The sequence below is a fragment of the Acetobacterium sp. genome, from assembly GCF_036508315.1.
Lineage (GTDB): Bacteria > Bacillota > Clostridia > Eubacteriales > Eubacteriaceae > Acetobacterium.
Genome location: NZ_DATCHP010000010.1, coordinates 1 through 19,582, shown reverse-complemented (window position 1 = coordinate 19,582; position 19,582 = coordinate 1). Strand labels below are relative to the sequence as shown.

The window sequence follows — 19,582 nt, the reverse complement described above, 5'->3', positions numbered from 1 at the left end:
TGCTCATGTAAATAACTCAATTTTTACTTCTTGCGAAGGGTTCTCTAAGAACCGTGTTTTTGTTTTCTCCTAACACCCGAAAGTGTTAGCCGAAATCAACAGGTTTTATGGTACTATTCTCTTTTCTATGACCGCCGCTCCCTTAAGAAGCTTTTCTATTATATCGTCATTTTCCTGCGTTGTCAAGCTGTTTTTGAAAGTTTGTTTTGTTTTCTGTGTTCATTTTCGCTGCCCCGTTTGAGACAACTTTTAAAGTATACCCTTCTTAATTCTCTGTGTCAATGCTTTTTTCAATTAATTCTTTCTAAATGCCAAAAAGGTCAGAACCATTGGTTCTGACCTTTGAACGGTGTTAACTATTTTACTTTAGCCTCGGCTATTTTTGTCTCTTGGAGTTCCAGTCCGATTACCTTACCCACTGATTTATAGACTATAAAGGTAATAGCTGCATTTGCCCCTGCTTTAATAATATTAAATGGAACAATAATGGGAAGAATCATTGGAATCACCGCTTCAACTGGAATACCCAGGAAGAACGGCGTTAAAGCAAGGTTCCAGATAACCATGGTAACGGTCATCGCCACTATCCCGAAACTCAAACCAATAATAGCGCCTTTTCGCGTACGGTTTTTTTTGTAGATATTTCCTGCAACCAGTACAAATGCGCCTGTTGCAAAGAAATGCATCAAAATTCCAATAATACCGCTTGCCGAACTAACCGTTAAACCTTGCAGTACACAGACAACCCCTGTGAGAACTAACCCACCCACTGGACCAAATAAAAATGCGCCAATGAAAATCGGGATATCTGCCGGGTCGTATTCCAAAAAAGGAGCGGCCGGGAAAATTGGAAACCGTATCAGATAAACCAATAGAATTGACATTGCTGCCAATACTGCCATTTGTGTCAGTTGTTTTGTTTTGATTTTCATCAAAAACCTCCTAATTGTCTGTTTAGAAAATATAAAAGCCCCTGGATTTTATTCTCCAAGGGCTTTGCGTGCAAAATCGTACGCCATTTCTTTCATCCGGACTCTACCGTCGGTTCTGGTTTCTTACCAGATCGGCCTTTCGGCTCGTGGACTTATTGCCGAAGCACTTCACCACCGGTGAGGATTCACACCTCGCCCTGAAACAGACTATTTATTTATTTGTATTCATTATACACCTTTGAAAATTTCTTTGTCAATGGAAATCTTAGACCAATCTAACTGAACATCTTATTCTTAAACAGAACAAGAGCAGCAACTCCGGTAGCGACCAGAGCAACCCCAACGACGAACCCAAAATTGGCTAAGGGTATTCCCGACACGTTCATCCCGTAGAAGCTCGCAAACATGGTAGGAATGGCTGTAAGGATGGTAAGGGATGTTAAAACTTTCATAACGATATTTAGGTTATTCGAAATAATCGAAGCAAACGCATCCATGGTGCCGCTTAGAATATTAGTGTATATATTTGACATCTCAATTGCCTGTTGAACTTCTACCAAAACATCTTCCAACAGATCTTTGTCTTCATCGTAAAGCTTGATAATACGTCCGCGTTGAAGCTTTTCCACCACTGCCTGATTAGCTTTCAGTGAGATTGAAAAGAACACCAAACTTTTTTCCAAGTCAAGGAGCTGAATTAACTCATTGTTTTTCAGGGAAATATGCAACTCCCGTTCAATATCTGTACTCATGCGATTAATGTGCCTCAAATAAACAAGGAAACGGCTGGCAATGCGATAGAGTATCTGAAAAATAAACCGGGTTCTCAAGTTTGTGAATACGTTCTTAATACGCCCTTTGGCGAAATCATCAATGAGGGTATTTCCGCGAAGACAAACCGTAATAATATTATCTTCTGTTTGGATAATCCCTACAGGAATAGTAGTATAGAGCACCATTTTTGTATCTTTTTGAACAACCGGTACATCAATGGTAATAAGAGCATGATCGTTATCTTCAACTTCCACACGGGAAATTTCTTCTTCATCCAGTGCTGCTCTAAGAAAATCCGGTTCCACGTTTAATTCCTCAGTAATGAACCGAAGCTCTTCTTCTGTCGGGTTCACCATATCAATCCAACTATTTTTTTCAATGGATTCAATTTCTTCAATTTTTCCATCAATGGTTTTGTAGATTTTAATCATTGTTTTCCTCCTTAATTAAGAGCAACCAATGATCCTGTGGATATTTTGGTCGCTCGTAGTCTCAATCGTTTGTCCAATGTACTTCTCTCCGGGGTCTGCGTCCATCCTATCTCACTCCTTCGTTTCGTTTTACAAATAAAAAAAGCCACCATAAATTCACGGAGGTTTTTGCACAGCAAAAAATAATGATTCCCCCAGTCGTTCAGCTTTGGCACTATACAGTATAGGGCAACACCCAACTGCATTAAGTAAAACCTTAATTCGATAGTACCTGTTAACCCATTGGCATCTCTCGATGTTTCCGGGTAGCAGCCATATCCGTATAGGAGCCTCACCTAACAAAAGAAACAGTTTTTGTTTTTTTTATTATATTTACACCGTTAACTATATCTTTTTGCAATCTTTTTGTCAATGGTTTTCAAGTTAAGTCTGTGTAAAAAATATTGAAATTAGTTTGTTTATCCCGCTCTATTTTGTGTATAATCTAAGATATAAGCAAATGTTCAATCAACTCTAAATTGTAAATTATTTGGATCTGAATGAGAAAAGCAAAACTCAGATATTGCCTAAAAATGTTCAATCATCAATAAGCTTAAAAATCGAAAATTATGGAGGTAAAAAATGTTACACACACGGCCGGAAGAAAAAAAGTTAAAAGCGGTATACACAACTCCTGTTTTTGTAACTGAAACCATTGATTCAGCCCTTCCTAAATATAAACTGGGGCAAAAATCTGTTGATCCTGAAATAGCCTATCGCTTGATTCAGGATGATTTATTAGACGAAGGAAGCGCTCGACTTAATCTGGCTACCTTCTGTCAAACATTCATGGAACCTGCTGCTGTCAGACTTATGTCTGAAACTCTGGAAAAAAACGCCATTGATAAATCCGAATACCCGCAAACAAGTGACCTTGAAAATCGATGTGTTAATATAATAGCGGATTTGTGGAATGCGCCAAAGGACATGGCGTTCTTCGGAACCTCGACGGTTGGTTCTTCTGAAGCCTGTATGCTGGGTGGATTGGCAATGAAATTCATCTGGAGAGAAAATGCTAAAAAGCACGGTTTAGACATCAATGCCAGGAAACCAAACCTGGTTATTTCATCTGGCTTTCAGGTCTGTTGGGAAAAATTCTGTGTTTATTGGGATATTGACATGAGACTAGTTCCTTTAGATGAAGAACACATGAGTCTGAATATGGATACGGTTATGAGTTATGTTGATGAGTACACCATTGGTATCGTTGCAATCATGGGCATCACCTACACCGGTAAATATGATGATGTGAAAAAATTGGATCAGCTTGTCGAAGCCCACAATCAAAAAACAGACTATAAAATAGCCATTCATGTGGACGCCGCTTCAGGTGGCATGTTTGCTCCTTTTATTCATCCGGATCTGGAATGGGACTTCCGTTTGAAAAATGTGATTTCAATAAATACCTCTGGTCATAAATACGGACTCGTTTATCCTGGTGTTGGTTGGATCCTCTGGAAAGACAAACAATATCTGCCTGAGGAACTTATTTTTAACGTGAGTTATCTTGGAGGCAATATTCCTACTTTATCCATAAACTTCTCACGGTCTGCAAGTCAAATTGTCGGACAATATTTTAACTTCCTATCTTTGGGTTACGAAGGTTACCGTGAAATCCACCAACGAACCCGTGACGTTGCTGTTTACATTGCCAAGGAATTGACTGAAACCGGACTTTTCGAAATCTATAATGATGGTGATAATATTCCCATTGTATGTTGGACAATGAAAGCTGATGCAAATAAAGAATGGAGCCTTTATGATTTGGCTGATCGGGTTCGCATGAATGGCTGGCAGGTACCTGCTTATCCACTCCCTGAACATATGGAGAATGTTATTATTCAGAGAGTTGTCATCAGACAGGATTTAAGTATCCACTTAGCGGTGCTTTTCATGGAAGATTTGAAACGTGGCATTGAAGATTTGGACAATGCCCATATTCTTATTCATGGTAAATCAAATGAAAACAAAGGAAGCTATGGCTTCACCCATTAGATTCGATAAGATCAACTAATCTTTCAGTAAACAGCAAAACGGGCAAGAAAATATTACATTTTCTTTGCCCGTTTGCTATTTCATAATTTTAACACATGTCTTACTCTTAAATATTACGCATCTTCATAAAGAAAGCACCACCAACAATTGCCATTCCACTTAAAAACAGTCTTGAAATAAGCGAATTATTTTCAATAGGATCCTCTTGGATATCAGTTGAGATTGATGACCCAGACGTTGATGATCCAGATGTTGATGACGTTGATGACGTTGATGACGTTGATGACGTTGATGAAATTTCTGGCATGGGTCTGATCTCAAACATATTTTCCCCATTTTCGAATGAAATGGTGTAATTCGGATTGTTCAGTGTGCCAATGGAAATATCATATTTACCCGGGGATTCCCCTTGTGTACGGTTTAATGATCCACTGAAAATGTCTTCACCCAAGAGCCCTTCATGATATGGTTGATCCCTGCCATAATCCAGCCAGATCACATAGGTTAGTTCCGGATCCGGGTCTCCTTCGGTCTTGGATTGAAACCCGGTTTCTACAATCACTGGTAATGGAGTAATGCTATATTTTTCTTTTGAAACTATCAGATCATCTTTCACGGTGTAGTTATCAATATTTGTTTCTTCTAAACCATAAAGGTAAAACCCTTCTGATGCCCAAACATAATATTCACCCACATCTTTAATTTGAGTCGTCATTTCTCCATACCATGGATTAAAAGCATCGGTTGTCCGAACTCCGATTTCTTCTCCTTTAATCACGTCTTCCGCATTATAATTAAGGTCATACCCATCCAGGCGTGCATCAGCATCATAAACTTTATCCTCGCCGATTAATAACATGCCAACTGGTTTTGGCGTAATTTTTCCAGATAGCTCCACAGTCACAGAATCTTTGTCTGGAATCACGAGAATGGGATCGATATTTGGTAAATCCGGATTGGGAATCAAATGATAGAAAGCCCCCTTATCTCCTGAAATTGTCACATCATCGAGGATTATTTTGTTTAATTCAATGGGATTTACATCTTTTGAAGTAAACTCAGAAGAACTATAGCTAAAATTAACATCACTTAAATCTTTTTCTAAAACTCCGGAATTGCTTAGATCTTCAATCACACCATCAGGAACCTTTGTAGTACCATCATAAACCTTAGTTGCCGGACCTTTAGTGCTAAAATCTGTTGGCTTTAGTTCAATTGGTTTGATTATTATTTCTTTACTTTCAATATAACTCTGATAATTCTCATCGCCTTCATATTTAACGGTTACTAAATAGGTTCCTGGTTCTATTGGGGGCTCTGTTATCTCTGCAGATGCCTTCCCGTTGTCCGTTATTTCTTCATAGGTGATTTCAATAAGCAGTGGATCCAGAGCCTTGCCATCTACCGGTGCATTAATTTCCGCTAAAACTTGTGGACTGCCGTTGTAGGTAACATTTTCCGGAAAAGAAATAAAATCGATCTGATCTGACTCCAAGGCAAAAATTTCTGAAGGAAGACATATAACAATCAAACAAATCATTGAAACCAGACTCAGAAATTGTTTTCCGGCTTTTGTCATAATCATTTTTACTTCCTTTCCTGAAAATATGGTAAATGCCATTTAAAATCAAACGAGAAAAATAGATCTATCTGATGAAGTTTAACATGTTTTTTCATATATTAATCACGATAATCTTTATTGTCAAAGTATTTTTAAAAATGCCTATCTCATCAATTATACCTTAATAATTTCATTATTCAATAAGCAACTAAATTTATTCCCAATTTTTTTTACATTTTATTACTCACTTCATTTTTACAATAATAAAACCCCTGCCAATTCGGCAAGGGTTAAGGTTGTTGACAAAGGTATCAATACCTATTTTCCGGGGATTATTATTTTATCTGGCTGTGTGCTTCAGAGCGAACAAGTGTATCCTGTAACACACAGCGATAAATAATCAACTTTGAAATTTAAGTTTCTCTACAGTTTTCATCTTTTTTTATAAATCCAGTGTTTCGACTCCTTCTAATTGATCATTCACTTTTGATTTCTTCAATATGGCCAGTAGAATCATCGTAATAATTGATCCGGCAACCAATGCAATGACATATCCGAAAGGGTTCCCAACAAGGGGAAATACGAATATACCACCATGTGGTGCCATTAAGGTAGATCCAAAGAACATCGATAAACCTCCGGCAACAGATGCACCGACTGCACAGGCAGGAATAACTCGAATCGGATCTTCAGATGCAAAGGGAATTGCACCTTCAGTGATAAAGGAGAGACCCATAACATAGTTGGCCATCCCTGCATCTCTTTCTTTTTTTGTAAAACGACTTTTAAAGAAGGTGGTACAAAGTGCAATACCCAAAGGTGGAATCATCCCACCAATCATAACTGCTGCCATAATATCAAATTGTCCAGTGGCTAATGATGCCAATCCAAAAGTATAGGCCGCCTTATTAATAGGGCCACCCATATCAATGGCCATCATACCACCGAGAATCATTCCCAGAACAATCTTGCTGGAGGCTCCCATTCCGTTAAGCATTACTGATAACCCGGTATTAAGTGCTGCTACCGGCGGATTAATGACAAAAATAATAAAAGCACCAATAATCAATATCCCAAATACAGGATACAGCAGTATTGGTTTAATCCCCTCTAAGCTGTTAGGAAGCTTGGAGAACACCTTTTTCAAACCAAGAATCAGGTAACCTGCGGCAAATCCTGCCAGCAATGCTCCTAAAAATCCAGAACCACCGGCGAAGGCAAGCATACCACCTACAAAACCAACGGCTAATGCAGGTCGATCCCCAATACTCATAGCAATGTAACCAGCCAATACCGGCAACATAAACGCAAAGGCCGTACCGCCAACAGTTTTCAGGAAGGCTGCAAAGGGAGTATTACTACCAAAAGTTGCGGGATTAATGCTGTAATCATCAAATAAAAATGCCAATGCTATAAGAATCCCACCGCCAATAACAAAGGGCAGCATGTGAGAAACCCCATTCATTAAATCTTTGTATATTTTGTGACCAATGCTTTCTTTTTCTCCAGATCCTCCGCCTGCCTCGGCATCCTCACCCTTACCCTGGTAAATGGGAACACTGCCACTGAGGGCTTCCTCAATTAATTCCTTGGGTTTGTGAATGCCATCGGCAACTTTTCTCTGAACCAAAGGTTTTCCGTTAAACCGAGCCATTTCAACATTTGTATCTGCTGCAATGATTATCGCATCAGCATTTTTGATTTCCTCGGCTGTTAGCTTGTTTTTCACGCCACCGGAACCGTTGGTTTCCACCTTAATGGTTATGCCGAGTTCTTTTGCTTTATTTTCAAGGCTTTCCGCTGCCATATAAGTGTGGGCTATACCGGTAGGACAAGCAGTTACCGCCAAAAGTTGAAAGCCCTTTTTCTGACTCGTTTCTTCTTGTTCAGCTTTACCATACTTTTCCTGTTCTTTTTCGTCAATGAACTTCAGAAAAGTTGTAATATCAGGGGATTGAATCAATTTTTTTCGAAATTCCGGATCCATTAGTATGGTAGAGAGCCGGCTGAGCACTTCTAAATGCAGCTCATTGGCTTCATTGGGTGCCGCAATGAGAAAAAAGAGATAAGCGGGTTCCCCATCCAGGGAATCAAAATCCGCACCATCCTTTACCACCATGGCTGCAAGCCCGGCATTTTTCACCACAAGGGATTTCCCATGGGGAATCGCTACGCCTTCCCCGATACCCGTACTTCCTTCTTCTTCACGTTTCATTACTGTCTGCCGAAACACCTCTTTGTCACTGATATTTCCAGTGGCATCCATGAGATCAACCAAATGTTTAATGGTTTGATCCTTTAATGCCGGCTTCCCGGCGAGGTCAATGCCCTTTGAATTAAGTAAATCAATAATGCGCATGTTTTTTTCCTCCTCTTTTTTTAATTTTCTTTTTGTGGTAAATCATTTAGAATTTTCAAGACTTCATCTTTGGTAGCTAATGTTTCGGAAAAAGCTGAGGCACTGCCGGTGGCTACCCCCATTCGAAATGCCTCCCTGAGATCTTCATTTTCAAGATAGCCTGCCAAAAATCCTGCTACCATGGAATCTCCCGCACCTACGGAATTTTTAACAACCCCTTTTGGGGCCTTCATTTCGTAAACACTGTTATCGTTGCCAATAAGAATAGCACCCTCTCCAGCCATTGAAACCAGAACATTTTGTGCGCCCATTTCCCGGAGACGTTTGGCTGATTTAATGATCTCTTCCCGGTTCTTCAATGTCACACCAAATATTTCCCCAAGTTCATGCTTGTTGGGTTTAATAAGGAATGGCTGATATTTTATGACCTTGAATAAAAGCTCTCCTGTGGCATCCACCACAATTTTTATGCCCCGATTTTCTAAAATCTTCATGATATTTTCATAGGTATCCTCGGTCAGGGCCTTGGGGATGCTTCCTGCTAAAACCAGGATGTCCCCCGTTTTAAGCAGCTCCAGCTTTTCAAATAGTTTTGCGATTTCTTTATTCGTGATATTAGGACCCTGTCCATTTATTTCACTTTCTTTATTTGCTTTTATCTTTACATTAATCCGTGAGATTCCGGATTTCAATTTTACGAAATCGGTAGTGCAACCAAATGCTTTTATCCGATCCTGAATTTCTTTTCCGGTAAACCCGCCAACAAAGCCTAGTGCAACGTTTCCAATTGCCAGGTTTTTTAGAACCATGGAAACATTGATTCCCTTTCCACCTGGGAAAATATGCTCCCATTCACTCCGATTGACCTCACCTTCATGAAATTCACTGAGACCGACTATATAATCCAAAGAAGGGTTAAAGGTTACTGTAAAAATCATTGTCTATCCACCTCCCATATTTTTGTGTGCTTTCCATAGGATGTATAGGGGAGCATTGTAGTTATGATTTCCCCATCTTCCAAGTCGCCAAAACTTACCGGCGCTATCCGATTGAATTTTGAAGGGTCCGCTAAAATATATGCCACTTTTGACCGCAATAATGCTTCGCGTTTAACCTGGGCCTCGGTTGGGTCCGGGGTACTAAAGCCGGCGTTTATATCCACACCATTGGTTCCAAAAAAGCCCTTGGTAAAGTGATATTTTCGAAGACATCCCAATGCCTCGCTTCCTACCACTGCATCCGTAACGGGTTTGATTTCGCCTCCGATGATAATGGTTCTGCATCCTTTTTTCACCAGTTTTTTTGCAATGCTTATCCCGTTGGTGACATAAACTGCTTCCCGTTCAGTGATAGCGCTTACCATGGCTTCGGTGGTAGTGCCTGCGTCAATGAACACAAAATCATTCTTTTCAATAAGAGAAGCGCCAAACCTCCCAATGCGTTTCTTTTCATCACGGTAATGGTCTACTCTCAGCCGGACATCGTAATCCATAGTGGCAATGCTTCCACCCATGGCTGTGGCTCCGCCATGGACTTTTTTTAGTTTTCCACCGTTGTTAAGTGTTGTTAAGTCTCTGCGTATGGTGGATTCAGAAATATTCAAGGTTTCGGATAATTCGGAAACTTTTACGACCCGTTTTTCTTCGATCATTTCTAATATTTTCCCAAATCGTTCTTCTGTAATCATCGTCTCACCTCTTTAAACGCATGATATCACCATCTTCAGTCAATGTCAACCATTTTATTTCATTTTCAGTCATATAAGATCAATTTATTGCAAAAAAAAGCAGTAATCCAAGGATTACTGCTTTTTTCTTGTCGAATTCACCATTTACACTAAAAATTTAATGTTTTCCGGTTTGTTTTTGTTTGAAAACTCGAAGCCCTGTTGGATTGTGTTCTCGATCATGTCCCCGTCCAGGTTCATTAATCTGAACAAATTTCGAATAAAGAAATAGATCATTGCACGTCCGGTGAACTTAATCTCTTTTTCATAAAAATTAACAAAAAGCTCTTTCCTTGCACCATAGTCTGACCGAGCGATGACTTCCAGATCTGCTTCAATATAATTCTTATTTAAAAAATCCAAACAGGAACGATTTAAAGTATTTGTAATATTAGTTCGTCCCTTGGGGTTTACATTCTTAATAAGTACTTCATAATATAAATTTTTATTGTGCTCATTGTTTAAAATGGCTTCATAATATAATACCAGGGAATAACAATACTTGGTAAAAAGATTGAGATTATTTGAAGTAACCGACACATAATCATATAATGCCAGGAAAAATACATTGTAAATGTCGGTAATCATGTCATCCTTTTTTTTGTAATAATAGGTAATCGTTCCTAGCTTTACATCAGCATGATCAGCAATATCCTGTATTCCTGTTTTATTATAACCATGCTCGTAAAAAAGAATCTTCGCGGAATTAATTATATTCTGTTTTGTTTGATTTCCTTTTTTTGAGGTTGTCATTGTTTTTCCTTTCTTTATATGAATTTGCCATTGTTTCTCGACTTTAATATATACTCTTAATTTTACGAAAGATTGTGGCAAATGTCAACATAAAGTTTAGAATGTTTCTCATTTAAATCATGAAATCGGTCATTCCCCTATATTAATAACAGGGTTTCTCTGTCAAGCAGATTAATCCCCGGCACTGTTTTAAGGGTTTCAATGGCTTTTTCCAGCACTTCATCTTCAACACGAATAATAACAATGGCATTATCCGTTTTCTTAGGAAGAAAAGAATAGGCATAAACAATATTGATTTTTTCTTTGGTCAGTGCTTCCACCAGGATACTGAGGCCTCCAGGCTGATCTGAAATCTCTGCTGCAAGAACCGGTGTTAATGAGCTCATGATATTATGCTTCTTCAACACCTCGATCCCTTTGTCGGTTTCCTGCAAAATCAAACGGACGATACCATAATCCATTGTTTCTGCAATATTTAAGGAACGAATGTTGATGTTATTTTCTGCCAGAATATTAAGCAAATTGTTAAGACGGCCTTCATGGTTTTCCATAAAAATTGATACTTGTCGAATCATTTTTTTTCCTCCTAAATTTTTCTTAAATCAACAACTCGTTGGCTTTTTCCTTCGCTTCTTGGAAGACTTTTAGGCTCAACAAGGGATATTTTAGCATTAATACCGGTAACTGAATTAATTCGCTCTTTAATACGATGTTCCAGCTTTTCAAGGTTACTGATCTTATCTGAGAACAGCGCTTCATTAAGCTCAACCTTAATTTCAAGGGTATCAAGGGATCCGTCTCTTCTGACAACTAATTGATAATGGGGTTCCACTTCACCAATTTCCAGCAGAACACTTTCGATTTGGGTTGGGAATATGTTAACCCCTCGGATAATGAGCATATCATCGGTTCGACCCTGTAAACGGCTAATTTTCAAATGCGTTCGTCCACAAGCACAAGGCTCATCAATAATGGTGGTAATATCCCTTGTTCGGTAACGAAGAATCGGGATTCCCTCCTTGGTAATGGTGGTAATGACTAACTCACCCTGGGTCCCATGCGGAAGTACCTCAAGAGTGATTGGATCAATAATTTCAGGAATAAAATGATCCTCCCAAATATGGAGTCCATTTTGGCATTCACATTCAATGGCAACTCCCGGTCCCATAATTTCAGATAGGCCATAAATATCGTAAGCCTTGATTTTCAGCTTTTTCTCAATATCTTTTCGAATGCTTTCAGACCAGGGCTCAGCCCCGAAAATACCAATCTGCAGTTTCAATGATTCCGGGTCAATGCCCATATCATTCAAAACCTCTGCCAGATAAATGGCATAAGAGGGGGTACAGGTCAGAACGGTGGAACCAAAGTCTTTCATGATCATAATCTGTTTTTTTGTATTTCCACCTGAAATAGGAATAATGGAAGCGCCCAAGCGTTCAGCTCCATAATGAACTCCTAAGCCTCCGGTGAATAAGCCATAGCCATAGGCATTCTGCACAACTGAATGGGGACGTCCCCCGGCAGCAACTAAAGAACGTGCCATGAGTTCAGCCCAGCTGGCAATATCGTTTCTTGTATATCCCACAACCGTTGGTTTTCCGGTGGTGCCTGAGGAAGCATGAATACGGACAATCTGCTCTAATGGCACGGTAAAAAGTCCGTATGGGTAGTTGTCTCTCAGATCAACCTTTGTGGTGAATGGCAGTTTTTGAAGATCTGATAGCGACTGGACATCTTCAGGCATGATTCCATTTTCCTGAAACTTGTTTCGATAAAATGGAACATCATGATAAATTCGAGCTACCATTCGTTTTAATCGTTCTAATTGAAGCTCCTTCAATTTTTCCCTGGGCATACATTCATAGCTCTTATTCCAATACATATTTTTCCTCCTGATATTTCTGATGGTGTGCTTTTGATGAGATAATTATTTGTAAGGATTTACTTAATATACTTGAGTATTCTCTTCTGCTTTTAAGTAACGTTATTATTATATCACAATCCCTGGGTTTGAAAATCCAAATTTTTCTTATTTTAATGGCAAGGTCACTTCAAACCAAACACCGCTTTCTCTGTTTTCAACAGCCACCTGACCGCCATGACACTGAATAATTCCCTTAACAATGGCCAACCCCAGACCGGTGCCTTTTTTGTCTGAATGGGCTTTATAAAAATATCCCCAGATCTGATCAATTTCATTTTCAGGAATCGGATAACCAACATTATAAACGGATACCGCCCATTCTCCGGATCGCACTTCACTTTTAACCTCAATGACTCCGTCCTCTGGAGCAACGTGTTTTATGGCATTATCCAGGAAGTTATAAACGACCTGTTCCATTCGTTTGCGATCCATACTTATCATGAGTCCGGTGTCACAATCGTTTTCAAACTGAATATTTTTTTCTGGATAGGTGTGTTCAAATCGCTCAATAACGGATGTTAGAACCTCTGAGCCCAAAACCATCTCTTTGTTAAGCGTGTACGCTCCTGATTCAATCTGGGACAAATCCAGTAAATCACTAGCAATCCCACTGATTTTGTCAGCTTCTTTTTCAATGGTAATGAAATATTCCATTTCCTCTTCACGAGTTTCCAGAATTTCGTCCTCCAGGGCCTCGGCATAGCTTTTGATCACTGCCAGAGGTGTTTGGATTTCATGGGAAACCTGAGCTGTAAAACGTTGCCGCATTTTTTCCAGCGTACGTTCCTTATTCAATTCAACCTGAAGCATTTCTATGGTGCCTTCCAACTCATTTGAAATATGATTTAGTGTTTCCCCCAACTGACCAATTTCATCCTTACGGGTTCCTTTATATTTTTCTGTGAAATTCAGGTTCCCCATTTCCTTTGAAATACGATTTAAATGAATAATGGGCTTTGAAATACCCCTTGCAAAGAAAAAAGCAAAAACCAATGAGCATCCAAAAATGATCAGCAAAAAAACAAGCAAAAAATTCTGGACAATATGGATAACATCATGAACGGCATAAAAAGGAATACGCCCAACGATTTGAGTACCATCTGCAGCTACTTTTTTATAGCTTAGCCATTCCACCGTGTGATCACTGTTTCCCGAAACCATCATAAAACTTTCGCCATCCTGGTGTCCCGCCATTTGAGTTTCAAAGCTTTTCTGTTGTCCAGAACCATTGCCTTGTCCCATGCCTTGTCCCTGACCGCTGCCATTCATGGTTCCTTCATGTATCGATGCTTCTCCTGAAGTCGTTTTATTTTGAACAATTTGTATCACTGTACCTTCCTCACCGATGGTAGCAATACTGGACTGAAGTTCCGGGGTTAATCCTACCTGGTTATAAATCCTCAGAATTTGTTCGGTATTGGCTATTAAGGTCTCAGTTCTGGTTTGTGTGTAATAAACCTCAAAGTAAGTGCTTAAAGCAAAATAGGTTAAACCACATAAAATAAGGAAAAAAATCCCTATATAAAGCATGAGCCTGGAAAAAATTGACACTTTCATTCTTGAAATTTATATCCAACGCCACGAACTGTTTGGATACATTCCCCTTTCTCCTCCATTTTTTTTCTTAGCCGTTTAATGGTGGTATCAACGACTCGCATATCCCCTTCAAACTCGAATCCCCAAATTCGATCAAGAATCTGTTCCCGGGATAGAACCATTTTCTGATGATTCACAAAAAAAAGCAAAACCTCATACTCTTTTTGGGTCAGGCTTATTTCGTTACTATTAATGGTCATGAACCGGTCTCCGGGGGTGAGACTGATTCCGCAAATTTTAATTTTATTCTCGGCTGTTGCAACACCACTGCGCTTCAACAAAGCCTTGATCCTTACCATCAGCTCCCTGGGACTGAAAGGCTTGGTCACATAGTCATCCGCCCCGACCTCGAACCCCTGTATTTTATCATTTTCTTCTCTGCGCGCCGTTAACATAATCACCGGAACATTATCCGTTTCCCGGATTTCCTCCAAAACCTCAAAACCATCCATGATTGGCATCATCACATCAAGGATAATGCAATCCGGTTGCTTTTCTGCCCAAAGATTCAAGGCTTCCTCTCCGTTAGCCGCGCCGAACCCTTCATAGCCTTCCTTTTTTAAATATTTTAAAACAATTTCTCGTAATTTATCTTCATCTTCTGCAACAAGAATACGAATGCCTTTCATAAGTCACATGACCTCCATCATTAATTATATTAGTTTAGCACTTATTAATGACAATTCTGTGTCAAAATAATCATTGATCCTTTAGTGTACTCATATTTTATCATAATCAATTAACTCCTGTCTTTTGTTTTTTTGACACAGAAATGACATAATCCTATCCTATAATACAACTATCAACAGAAACAAAAAATAAAAAAACGGAGGAAATCAAAATGAACAAAAAAATGATTCTGGTAACATCGTTAGTCTTTATGTTGGCAACCGCAGGAAGTGCCATGGCAGCTTCCGGTTATGGTCAAGGTGCTGGAGACGGCACAGGTTCAGGACAGGGCATGGGACAACACATGGCTTATCAGGGCAATCAGGATGCTGATGGCGATGGTCTCTGTGATGCCACCGGAAATCCCGTTGGCTCAGGTATGGGAAATGGCGCTGGCAATGCAAACTTTGTCGATGCCGATGGCGATGGCGTTTGTGATAATGTTGGAACCGGTGGCGGTGCAAACTTTGTTGATGCTGATGGCGACGGCGTTTGCGATAACGTTGGAACCGGTGGTGGCACACATCCACAGGATGGCAGTGGCATGCATCGTGGCGGACGAACAATTTAATTGATCTCTTTTAATCTGATAAACAAAAAACGCCTCCAAAAGGAGACGTTTCAGACTGCAGACAAATTAGAAAAGTAAGTCCTGGGGACAATCGTAATATCAGGTGTCTGCTGCATGCTCGAACAGGTGATAGCCTGTTCGAGCATGCAGCAGACAACGATTTACCATTGTCCCCAGGATGGGTTTGTCACCAAACAAAAAGCGCCTCCGAAAGGAGACGTTTTTTGTTTGGTTCGGATTTAGAACATGGGTACAACTGCACCCTGGTAGGTTTGTTCAATGTATGTTTTAACCTTGTCGCTTTTCAGTGCTGTCATTAAGGCAATTGTTTTGGGACTGTTTTCTTCTCCCGCACGGACTGCAATAATATTGGCATAGGTCTTAGCAGCTAAAGAATCTTTTTCTTCCTTGGCAATGGCGTCTTTATCGACATTCAGGCCTGCCTGAAGGGCAAAATTACCGTTGATCACTGCCAAATCCACATCCGGTAGTGAACGCGCCAGCTGAGCAGCTTCCAGCTCTTTGATCACAATATTTTTAGGATTTTCAACGATATCCTTTGGAGTCGCTGCTAACCCGGCATTAGGATCAAGCTTGATTAAACCAAGGGTTTCCAGTAGCAGTAATGCCCGGGCTTCATTAGTCGTATCATTTGGTATTGCAATGGTGGTGCCATCACCAATGGCATCTAAGGTTTTAATTTTCCCCGGGTATACACCCAATGGTTCATAATGAATGGCTCCTGCACTGACAAGCTTTGTGCCATTCTTAACATTAAAATCTTCTAAGTAAGGAAGATGTTGGAAAAAATTCGCATCCAATTCTTTGCTTTCAAGGGTCAGATTTGGCTGTACATAATCTGTGAATTCCTTAATCTCCAGCGTATACCCCTGTTCTTTCAGAACTTCCGCGGCTACTTTCAGAATCTCAGCGTGAGGTGTCGGACTTGCCCCTACAACAATGGTTTTGTCATCAGTTCCCTTTGCTGAACACCCTGTGAATAAGCTGAGACCAATGGCCCCAACCAATAATACCAATAATAATTTTTTCATTCTTCTCTCCTTTTCTTTTGGATAACTTCCCTGTTATTCCATATAATTCCTAGTAATATAATATGTAATATAGCATGGCAGCCATTGGTTGTCAATCTGGAAATTAATCTTTTAATGATAATCGCCAATCATCACATTAACTCGTTGATTTGAAAAACTATTTTCGACGATCCTGCTTTTGAGCAATTTTCATTCCGACTTCCTGGAAAATCTGAACCACTAAAACCAAAAGCACCACGGTAACAACCATTACCCCGGTTTCATAGCGATAGTAGCCAAAGCGAATGGCAATGTCACCAAGACCTCCACCGCCAACAATCCCTGCCATAGCCGAGTATCCCAATATGGTGGTTGTGGCAATGGCAGCCCCGATAATCAGAGAAGGCTTTGCTTCAGGAATCATGACCTTTGTCACTACCTGGAGTGGGCTTGCCCCCATCGAAAGGGACGCTTCGATGATCCCTTTATCCACTTCTTTAATGGATGATTCAACCAACCGGGCAATAAAAGGTGCCGCAGCAATGACCAGAGGTACAATGGTTGCCGTTGATCCAATACTTGTTCCTGTAATCAGTCGGGTGAATGGAATCACTGCAATCAAAAGAATCAGAAATGGAATGGACCGGGTGATATTAACAACAACGTTAAGAATCTTGTTAGTCAGATTCATGGGAACAATCCCTTCTGAATCGCTGGTTACCAATAGGACCCCCATGGGCAGCCCAATAACATAGGCCAGAAAAGTTGATGCAATAGTCATATAAAGGGTTTCAAAAGTCCCCTGAATAATCAGAGTTGTCATTGAGCTATCCCACATGACTTTCCACCTCCTCTACTGTAATTTGGTGAGATCTGAGATATTGGATCGCTCGGGATGCGCTTAATTCATCTTCAGGCAGCTGAATCACCATTTGCCCATAAGTGACGCCTTCAATATTTTTCATATCTGCATAAAGAATATTAACCATGGATTTTGTTTCCATGATCATTTTTGCCATAACCGAATCACTGGAAGATTTCTCATCAAAAACAATTCGATAAAAATTTTTCCCCATGACAACAGGGCTGAGTTCCCTTTCAGAATAAATCATCTTCTTGGCAATCTCGGTTTTCGGATTCCTGAAAATATCCTCAACTCTTCCATACTCAGCAATCTTACTTTCATCAATGATCGCCACATGGCTGCAGATTTCTTCCACCACACTCATTTCATGGGTGATGATCACAATGGTAATGCCCAATTTTCGGTTGATCTCTTTTAATAACTTGAGAATTGACCGGGTGGTTGAGGGATCCAGTGCCGAAGTCGCCTCATCGCACAATAGAATCTTGGGGTTATTGGCAAGGGCTCTGGCAATGGCGATGCGTTGCATTTGGCCTCCGGATAACTGTGCCGGATAAGCCTTTGCTTTATCCGGCAAGCTTACCAACTCCAAAAGCTCTGCCGTTCTTTTTTTCGCAGTTTCCTTTTCAACCCCGGCAATTTCCAGGGGAAACAGAATGTTTTTTTCCGCGGTGCGTTGCATCAGTAAATTGAATTGTTGAAAAATCATTCCCACCGAATAGCGTATGGTTCTCAGTTCCTTTTCAGTCAGTGTTGAAATATCCTGTCCATCAATGAAAACATGACCGGAGGTTGGTTTTTCCAGAAGATTGATACAGCGTACCAGGGTACTTTTCCCGGCCCCGCTCATACCAATAATTCCGTAAATATCTCCCTGGTTAACCCTTAGATTAATGCCATCCAGCGCTTTTACCTCACCGCTTTTGGGATGAAAGGTTTTTATCAGGTCTTTTATTTCAATGATTGGTTGTTGTGACCTATTATTTTCGATGTTTGTCACCCTCCTCATAAAAATTTGTAAAAAAAACAGTGGGTGCTGTTACAGCCCACTGTATGATTATATTCTTGATATTGTTTTATTGTCAAGCATATAATTCAGATCTACTTTGGAATATCAATGATTTGAGCCCCAAAAGGAAATAACGCGAGTTTGGCAAACTTAAACCACTGCAGACCAAAAGGAATTCCAATAATAGTGATACAGTATAAAACTCCTAAAATCGCCGATCCTGCTGCTAATCCCCATCCAAAGATAAGAATCCATAAAATATTTAATATAATCGATCCTGTTCCCATTTTTGAAAAATCAACGGTTCGCCCAAATGGCCACAGAACCAACTGTGCCATTTTAAAAGCCTGGAGCCCCAAGGGAATTCCGATGATGGTAATACAACAAATGACTCCTGCTATAAACCAACCCAATGCCATAATAACCCCCCCTAGAATTACCCAGAGTATGTTTCCTAACGTTCTCATAATTTATTTCTCGAATCCGACTGATCCACAGCCTGGGCGGCCTTTTTAAAAGCGCCCTTCCCGATGTGACAGTAACCACCGGGATGTTTATCCAGATATTTCTGATGGTACTCTTCAGCTGAGCTGTAGTTCTCTAATGGCAAAACCTCAACAGCTATGGGCGCATTAAAATGGGTTTGCAGCTCTTCCAGTGATTTTAAAATGACTTCCTTATCCTGTGCATCTGAATAATAAATCCCGGTACGATATTGGACTCCCACATCATTTCCCTGACAGTTCACCGCCACCGGGTCAATGACCTGGTAATACATATTCAGTAAAAAAGGCAGGGAAACCACACTATTGTCATAGACCAGCTTCACGACCTCTGCATGACCGGTTTTGTGGCTGCACACCTCCTCATAGGTAGGGTTCAATGTTTTTCCATTAGCATAACCTACCTCGGTTTTCACTACCCCTTTAATCACTTGAAAATATTTTTCTGTTCCCCAGAAACATCCGCCACCTAATGTAATCTCTTTATTATTTTCCTGTTTCATCATTTTTTCCTTTCCATAAATCTCTCCTTATTTGCTTAAGATCATTCTGTTGACTTTTACGTTTAAAATACGAAAATTCATCATTTATTAATTATACCCTTTTCCCCAATAATCTACCATTTATCTTTTATCCGATCTTGAGAGTCAGCAATCTTACTGCGGTTTTTCTCCAACTCTATTTGATGGACTGACTTTATTCAAAAAAAGAAAAAAACCACAACAATGTGTGGTTATAATAATTAAGTTGGTGACCCATGGGCGGCTCGAACGCCCGACACCCTGATTAAAAGTCAGATGCTCTACCAACTGAGCTAATGGGTCATATAAAATATTAAATT

The 19,582-nt window shown here is 40.0% G+C and carries 18 protein-coding genes, 1 tRNA gene and 2 riboswitches; of the genes, 2 read left to right on the top strand and 17 right to left on the bottom strand.

Going from position 1 to position 19,582, the window contains the following annotated elements:
- Positions 1–356: 356 nt before the first annotated feature.
- On the bottom strand, positions 357–932 hold the full coding sequence (locus VIK44_RS01420) for an ECF transporter S component (protein ID WP_331552053.1): 576 nt from the start codon (positions 930–932) through the stop codon (positions 357–359).
- An 80-nt stretch (positions 933–1,012) separates the two neighbouring features.
- Positions 1,013–1,141, bottom strand: a riboswitch (FMN riboswitch).
- A gap of 66 nt (positions 1,142–1,207) precedes the next feature.
- Positions 1,208–2,137, bottom strand: coding sequence for a magnesium transporter CorA family protein (locus VIK44_RS01415; RefSeq protein WP_331552052.1), 930 nt, complete (start codon positions 2,135–2,137; stop codon positions 1,208–1,210).
- A gap of 186 nt (positions 2,138–2,323) precedes the next feature.
- Positions 2,324–2,487: riboswitch (M-box (ykoK) riboswitch) on the bottom strand.
- 271 nt (positions 2,488–2,758) lie between these two features.
- Between VIK44_RS01415 and VIK44_RS01410 the strand changes: the two genes are divergently transcribed.
- Positions 2,759–4,171: a glutamate decarboxylase gene (locus VIK44_RS01410; protein WP_331552051.1), complete on the top strand. Its 1,413-nt coding sequence runs from the start codon at positions 2,759–2,761 to the stop codon at positions 4,169–4,171.
- Between the two features lie 106 nt (positions 4,172–4,277).
- On the opposite strand, the gene VIK44_RS01405 is transcribed toward VIK44_RS01410, so the two are convergent.
- From VIK44_RS01405 to VIK44_RS01365, 9 genes are all read right to left on the bottom strand, one after another.
- A complete protein-coding gene (locus VIK44_RS01405; RefSeq protein ID WP_331552050.1) occupies positions 4,278–5,756 on the bottom strand; it encodes an MBG domain-containing protein in 1,479 nt (492 codons plus the stop codon).
- Between the two features lie 418 nt (positions 5,757–6,174).
- Positions 6,175–8,091 (bottom strand): fructose-specific PTS transporter subunit EIIC, encoded by a 1,917-nt coding sequence (locus tag VIK44_RS01400; RefSeq protein WP_331552049.1) that lies wholly within the window; start codon positions 8,089–8,091, stop codon positions 6,175–6,177.
- 20 nt (positions 8,092–8,111) lie between these two features.
- Positions 8,112–9,029: a 1-phosphofructokinase gene (gene pfkB, locus VIK44_RS01395; protein WP_331552048.1), complete on the bottom strand. Its 918-nt coding sequence runs from the start codon at positions 9,027–9,029 to the stop codon at positions 8,112–8,114.
- The gene (locus VIK44_RS01390) at positions 9,026–9,778 is read right to left on the bottom strand and encodes a DeoR/GlpR family DNA-binding transcription regulator (protein ID WP_331552047.1); all 753 of its coding nucleotides are present in this window, start codon (positions 9,776–9,778) and stop codon (positions 9,026–9,028) included. Before VIK44_RS01390 ends, pfkB begins: the two co-directional genes overlap by 4 nt.
- A gap of 144 nt (positions 9,779–9,922) precedes the next feature.
- Complete coding sequence (locus VIK44_RS01385; RefSeq protein ID WP_331552045.1) at positions 9,923–10,570, bottom strand: TetR/AcrR family transcriptional regulator; 648 nt, start codon at positions 10,568–10,570, stop codon at positions 9,923–9,925.
- A 137-nt stretch (positions 10,571–10,707) separates the two neighbouring features.
- Positions 10,708–11,145: an amino acid-binding protein gene (locus VIK44_RS01380; RefSeq protein WP_331552044.1), complete on the bottom strand. Its 438-nt coding sequence runs from the start codon at positions 11,143–11,145 to the stop codon at positions 10,708–10,710.
- An 11-nt stretch (positions 11,146–11,156) separates the two neighbouring features.
- On the bottom strand, positions 11,157–12,455 hold the full coding sequence (locus tag VIK44_RS01375; protein ID WP_331552043.1) for a phenylacetate--CoA ligase: 1,299 nt from the start codon (positions 12,453–12,455) through the stop codon (positions 11,157–11,159).
- Positions 12,456–12,602: 147 nt separating this feature from the next.
- A complete protein-coding gene (locus VIK44_RS01370) occupies positions 12,603–14,054 on the bottom strand; it encodes a HAMP domain-containing sensor histidine kinase (protein WP_331552042.1) in 1,452 nt (483 codons plus the stop codon).
- Entirely contained in the window at positions 14,051–14,722 is a 672-nt protein-coding gene (locus VIK44_RS01365) for a response regulator transcription factor (protein ID WP_331552041.1), read from the bottom strand. Before VIK44_RS01365 ends, VIK44_RS01370 begins: the two co-directional genes overlap by 4 nt.
- Before the next feature lie 212 nt (positions 14,723–14,934).
- On the opposite strand from VIK44_RS01365, the gene VIK44_RS01360 reads away from it, so the two are divergent.
- The gene (locus tag VIK44_RS01360; protein ID WP_331552040.1) at positions 14,935–15,333 is read left to right on the top strand and encodes a hypothetical protein; all 399 of its coding nucleotides are present in this window, start codon (positions 14,935–14,937) and stop codon (positions 15,331–15,333) included.
- Between the two features lie 239 nt (positions 15,334–15,572).
- Here VIK44_RS01360 and VIK44_RS01355 read toward each other — a convergent pair whose 3' ends face one another.
- The 6 genes from VIK44_RS01355 to VIK44_RS01330 all read right to left on the bottom strand — a co-directional run bounded on the left by VIK44_RS01355 (position 15,573) and on the right by VIK44_RS01330 (position 19,565).
- A complete protein-coding gene (locus VIK44_RS01355) occupies positions 15,573–16,385 on the bottom strand; it encodes a MetQ/NlpA family ABC transporter substrate-binding protein (RefSeq protein WP_331552039.1) in 813 nt (270 codons plus the stop codon).
- Positions 16,386–16,542: 157 nt separating this feature from the next.
- A complete protein-coding gene (locus tag VIK44_RS01350; protein ID WP_331552038.1) occupies positions 16,543–17,202 on the bottom strand; it encodes a methionine ABC transporter permease in 660 nt (219 codons plus the stop codon).
- A complete protein-coding gene (locus VIK44_RS01345; RefSeq protein ID WP_331552037.1) occupies positions 17,192–18,238 on the bottom strand; it encodes a methionine ABC transporter ATP-binding protein in 1,047 nt (348 codons plus the stop codon). Before VIK44_RS01345 ends, VIK44_RS01350 begins: the two co-directional genes overlap by 11 nt.
- Before the next feature lie 92 nt (positions 18,239–18,330).
- Complete coding sequence (locus VIK44_RS01340; RefSeq protein ID WP_331552035.1) at positions 18,331–18,705, bottom strand: YccF domain-containing protein; 375 nt, start codon at positions 18,703–18,705, stop codon at positions 18,331–18,333.
- Positions 18,702–19,247 (bottom strand): peptide-methionine (S)-S-oxide reductase MsrA, encoded by a 546-nt coding sequence (gene msrA, locus VIK44_RS01335; RefSeq protein ID WP_331552034.1) that lies wholly within the window; start codon positions 19,245–19,247, stop codon positions 18,702–18,704. Before msrA ends, VIK44_RS01340 begins: the two co-directional genes overlap by 4 nt.
- Positions 19,248–19,489: 242 nt before the next feature.
- Positions 19,490–19,565: transfer RNA gene (locus tag VIK44_RS01330), tRNA-Lys, on the bottom strand.
- Between the last annotated feature and the right edge of the window lie 17 nt (positions 19,566–19,582).

Excerpts from the sequence above, each read along its gene's own strand:
- VIK44_RS01420 (WP_331552053.1), bottom strand. The coding sequence starts at position 932 with ATGAAAATCAAAACAAAACAACTGACACAAATGGCAGTATTGGCAGCA.
- VIK44_RS01415 (WP_331552052.1), bottom strand. The coding sequence starts at position 2,137 with ATGATTAAAATCTACAAAACCATTGATGGAAAAATTGAAGAAATTGAA.
- VIK44_RS01410 (WP_331552051.1), top strand. The coding sequence starts at position 2,759 with ATGTTACACACACGGCCGGAAGAAAAAAAGTTAAAAGCGGTATACACA.
- VIK44_RS01405 (WP_331552050.1), bottom strand. The coding sequence starts at position 5,756 with ATGATTATGACAAAAGCCGGAAAACAATTTCTGAGTCTGGTTTCAATG.
- VIK44_RS01400 (WP_331552049.1), bottom strand. The coding sequence starts at position 8,091 with ATGCGCATTATTGATTTACTTAATTCAAAGGGCATTGACCTCGCCGGG.
- pfkB (WP_331552048.1), bottom strand. The coding sequence starts at position 9,029 with ATGATTTTTACAGTAACCTTTAACCCTTCTTTGGATTATATAGTCGGT.
- VIK44_RS01390 (WP_331552047.1), bottom strand. The coding sequence starts at position 9,778 with ATGATTACAGAAGAACGATTTGGGAAAATATTAGAAATGATCGAAGAA.
- VIK44_RS01385 (WP_331552045.1), bottom strand. The coding sequence starts at position 10,570 with ATGACAACCTCAAAAAAAGGAAATCAAACAAAACAGAATATAATTAAT.
- VIK44_RS01380 (WP_331552044.1), bottom strand. The coding sequence starts at position 11,145 with ATGATTCGACAAGTATCAATTTTTATGGAAAACCATGAAGGCCGTCTT.
- VIK44_RS01375 (WP_331552043.1), bottom strand. The coding sequence starts at position 12,455 with ATGTATTGGAATAAGAGCTATGAATGTATGCCCAGGGAAAAATTGAAG.
- VIK44_RS01370 (WP_331552042.1), bottom strand. The coding sequence starts at position 14,054 with ATGAAAGTGTCAATTTTTTCCAGGCTCATGCTTTATATAGGGATTTTT.
- VIK44_RS01365 (WP_331552041.1), bottom strand. The coding sequence starts at position 14,722 with ATGAAAGGCATTCGTATTCTTGTTGCAGAAGATGAAGATAAATTACGA.
- VIK44_RS01360 (WP_331552040.1), top strand. The coding sequence starts at position 14,935 with ATGAACAAAAAAATGATTCTGGTAACATCGTTAGTCTTTATGTTGGCA.
- VIK44_RS01355 (WP_331552039.1), bottom strand. The coding sequence starts at position 16,385 with ATGAAAAAATTATTATTGGTATTATTGGTTGGGGCCATTGGTCTCAGC.
- VIK44_RS01350 (WP_331552038.1), bottom strand. The coding sequence starts at position 17,202 with ATGTGGGATAGCTCAATGACAACTCTGATTATTCAGGGGACTTTTGAA.
- VIK44_RS01345 (WP_331552037.1), bottom strand. The coding sequence starts at position 18,238 with ATGAGGAGGGTGACAAACATCGAAAATAATAGGTCACAACAACCAATC.
- VIK44_RS01340 (WP_331552035.1), bottom strand. The coding sequence starts at position 18,705 with ATGAGAACGTTAGGAAACATACTCTGGGTAATTCTAGGGGGGGTTATT.
- msrA (WP_331552034.1), bottom strand. The coding sequence starts at position 19,247 with ATGATGAAACAGGAAAATAATAAAGAGATTACATTAGGTGGCGGATGT.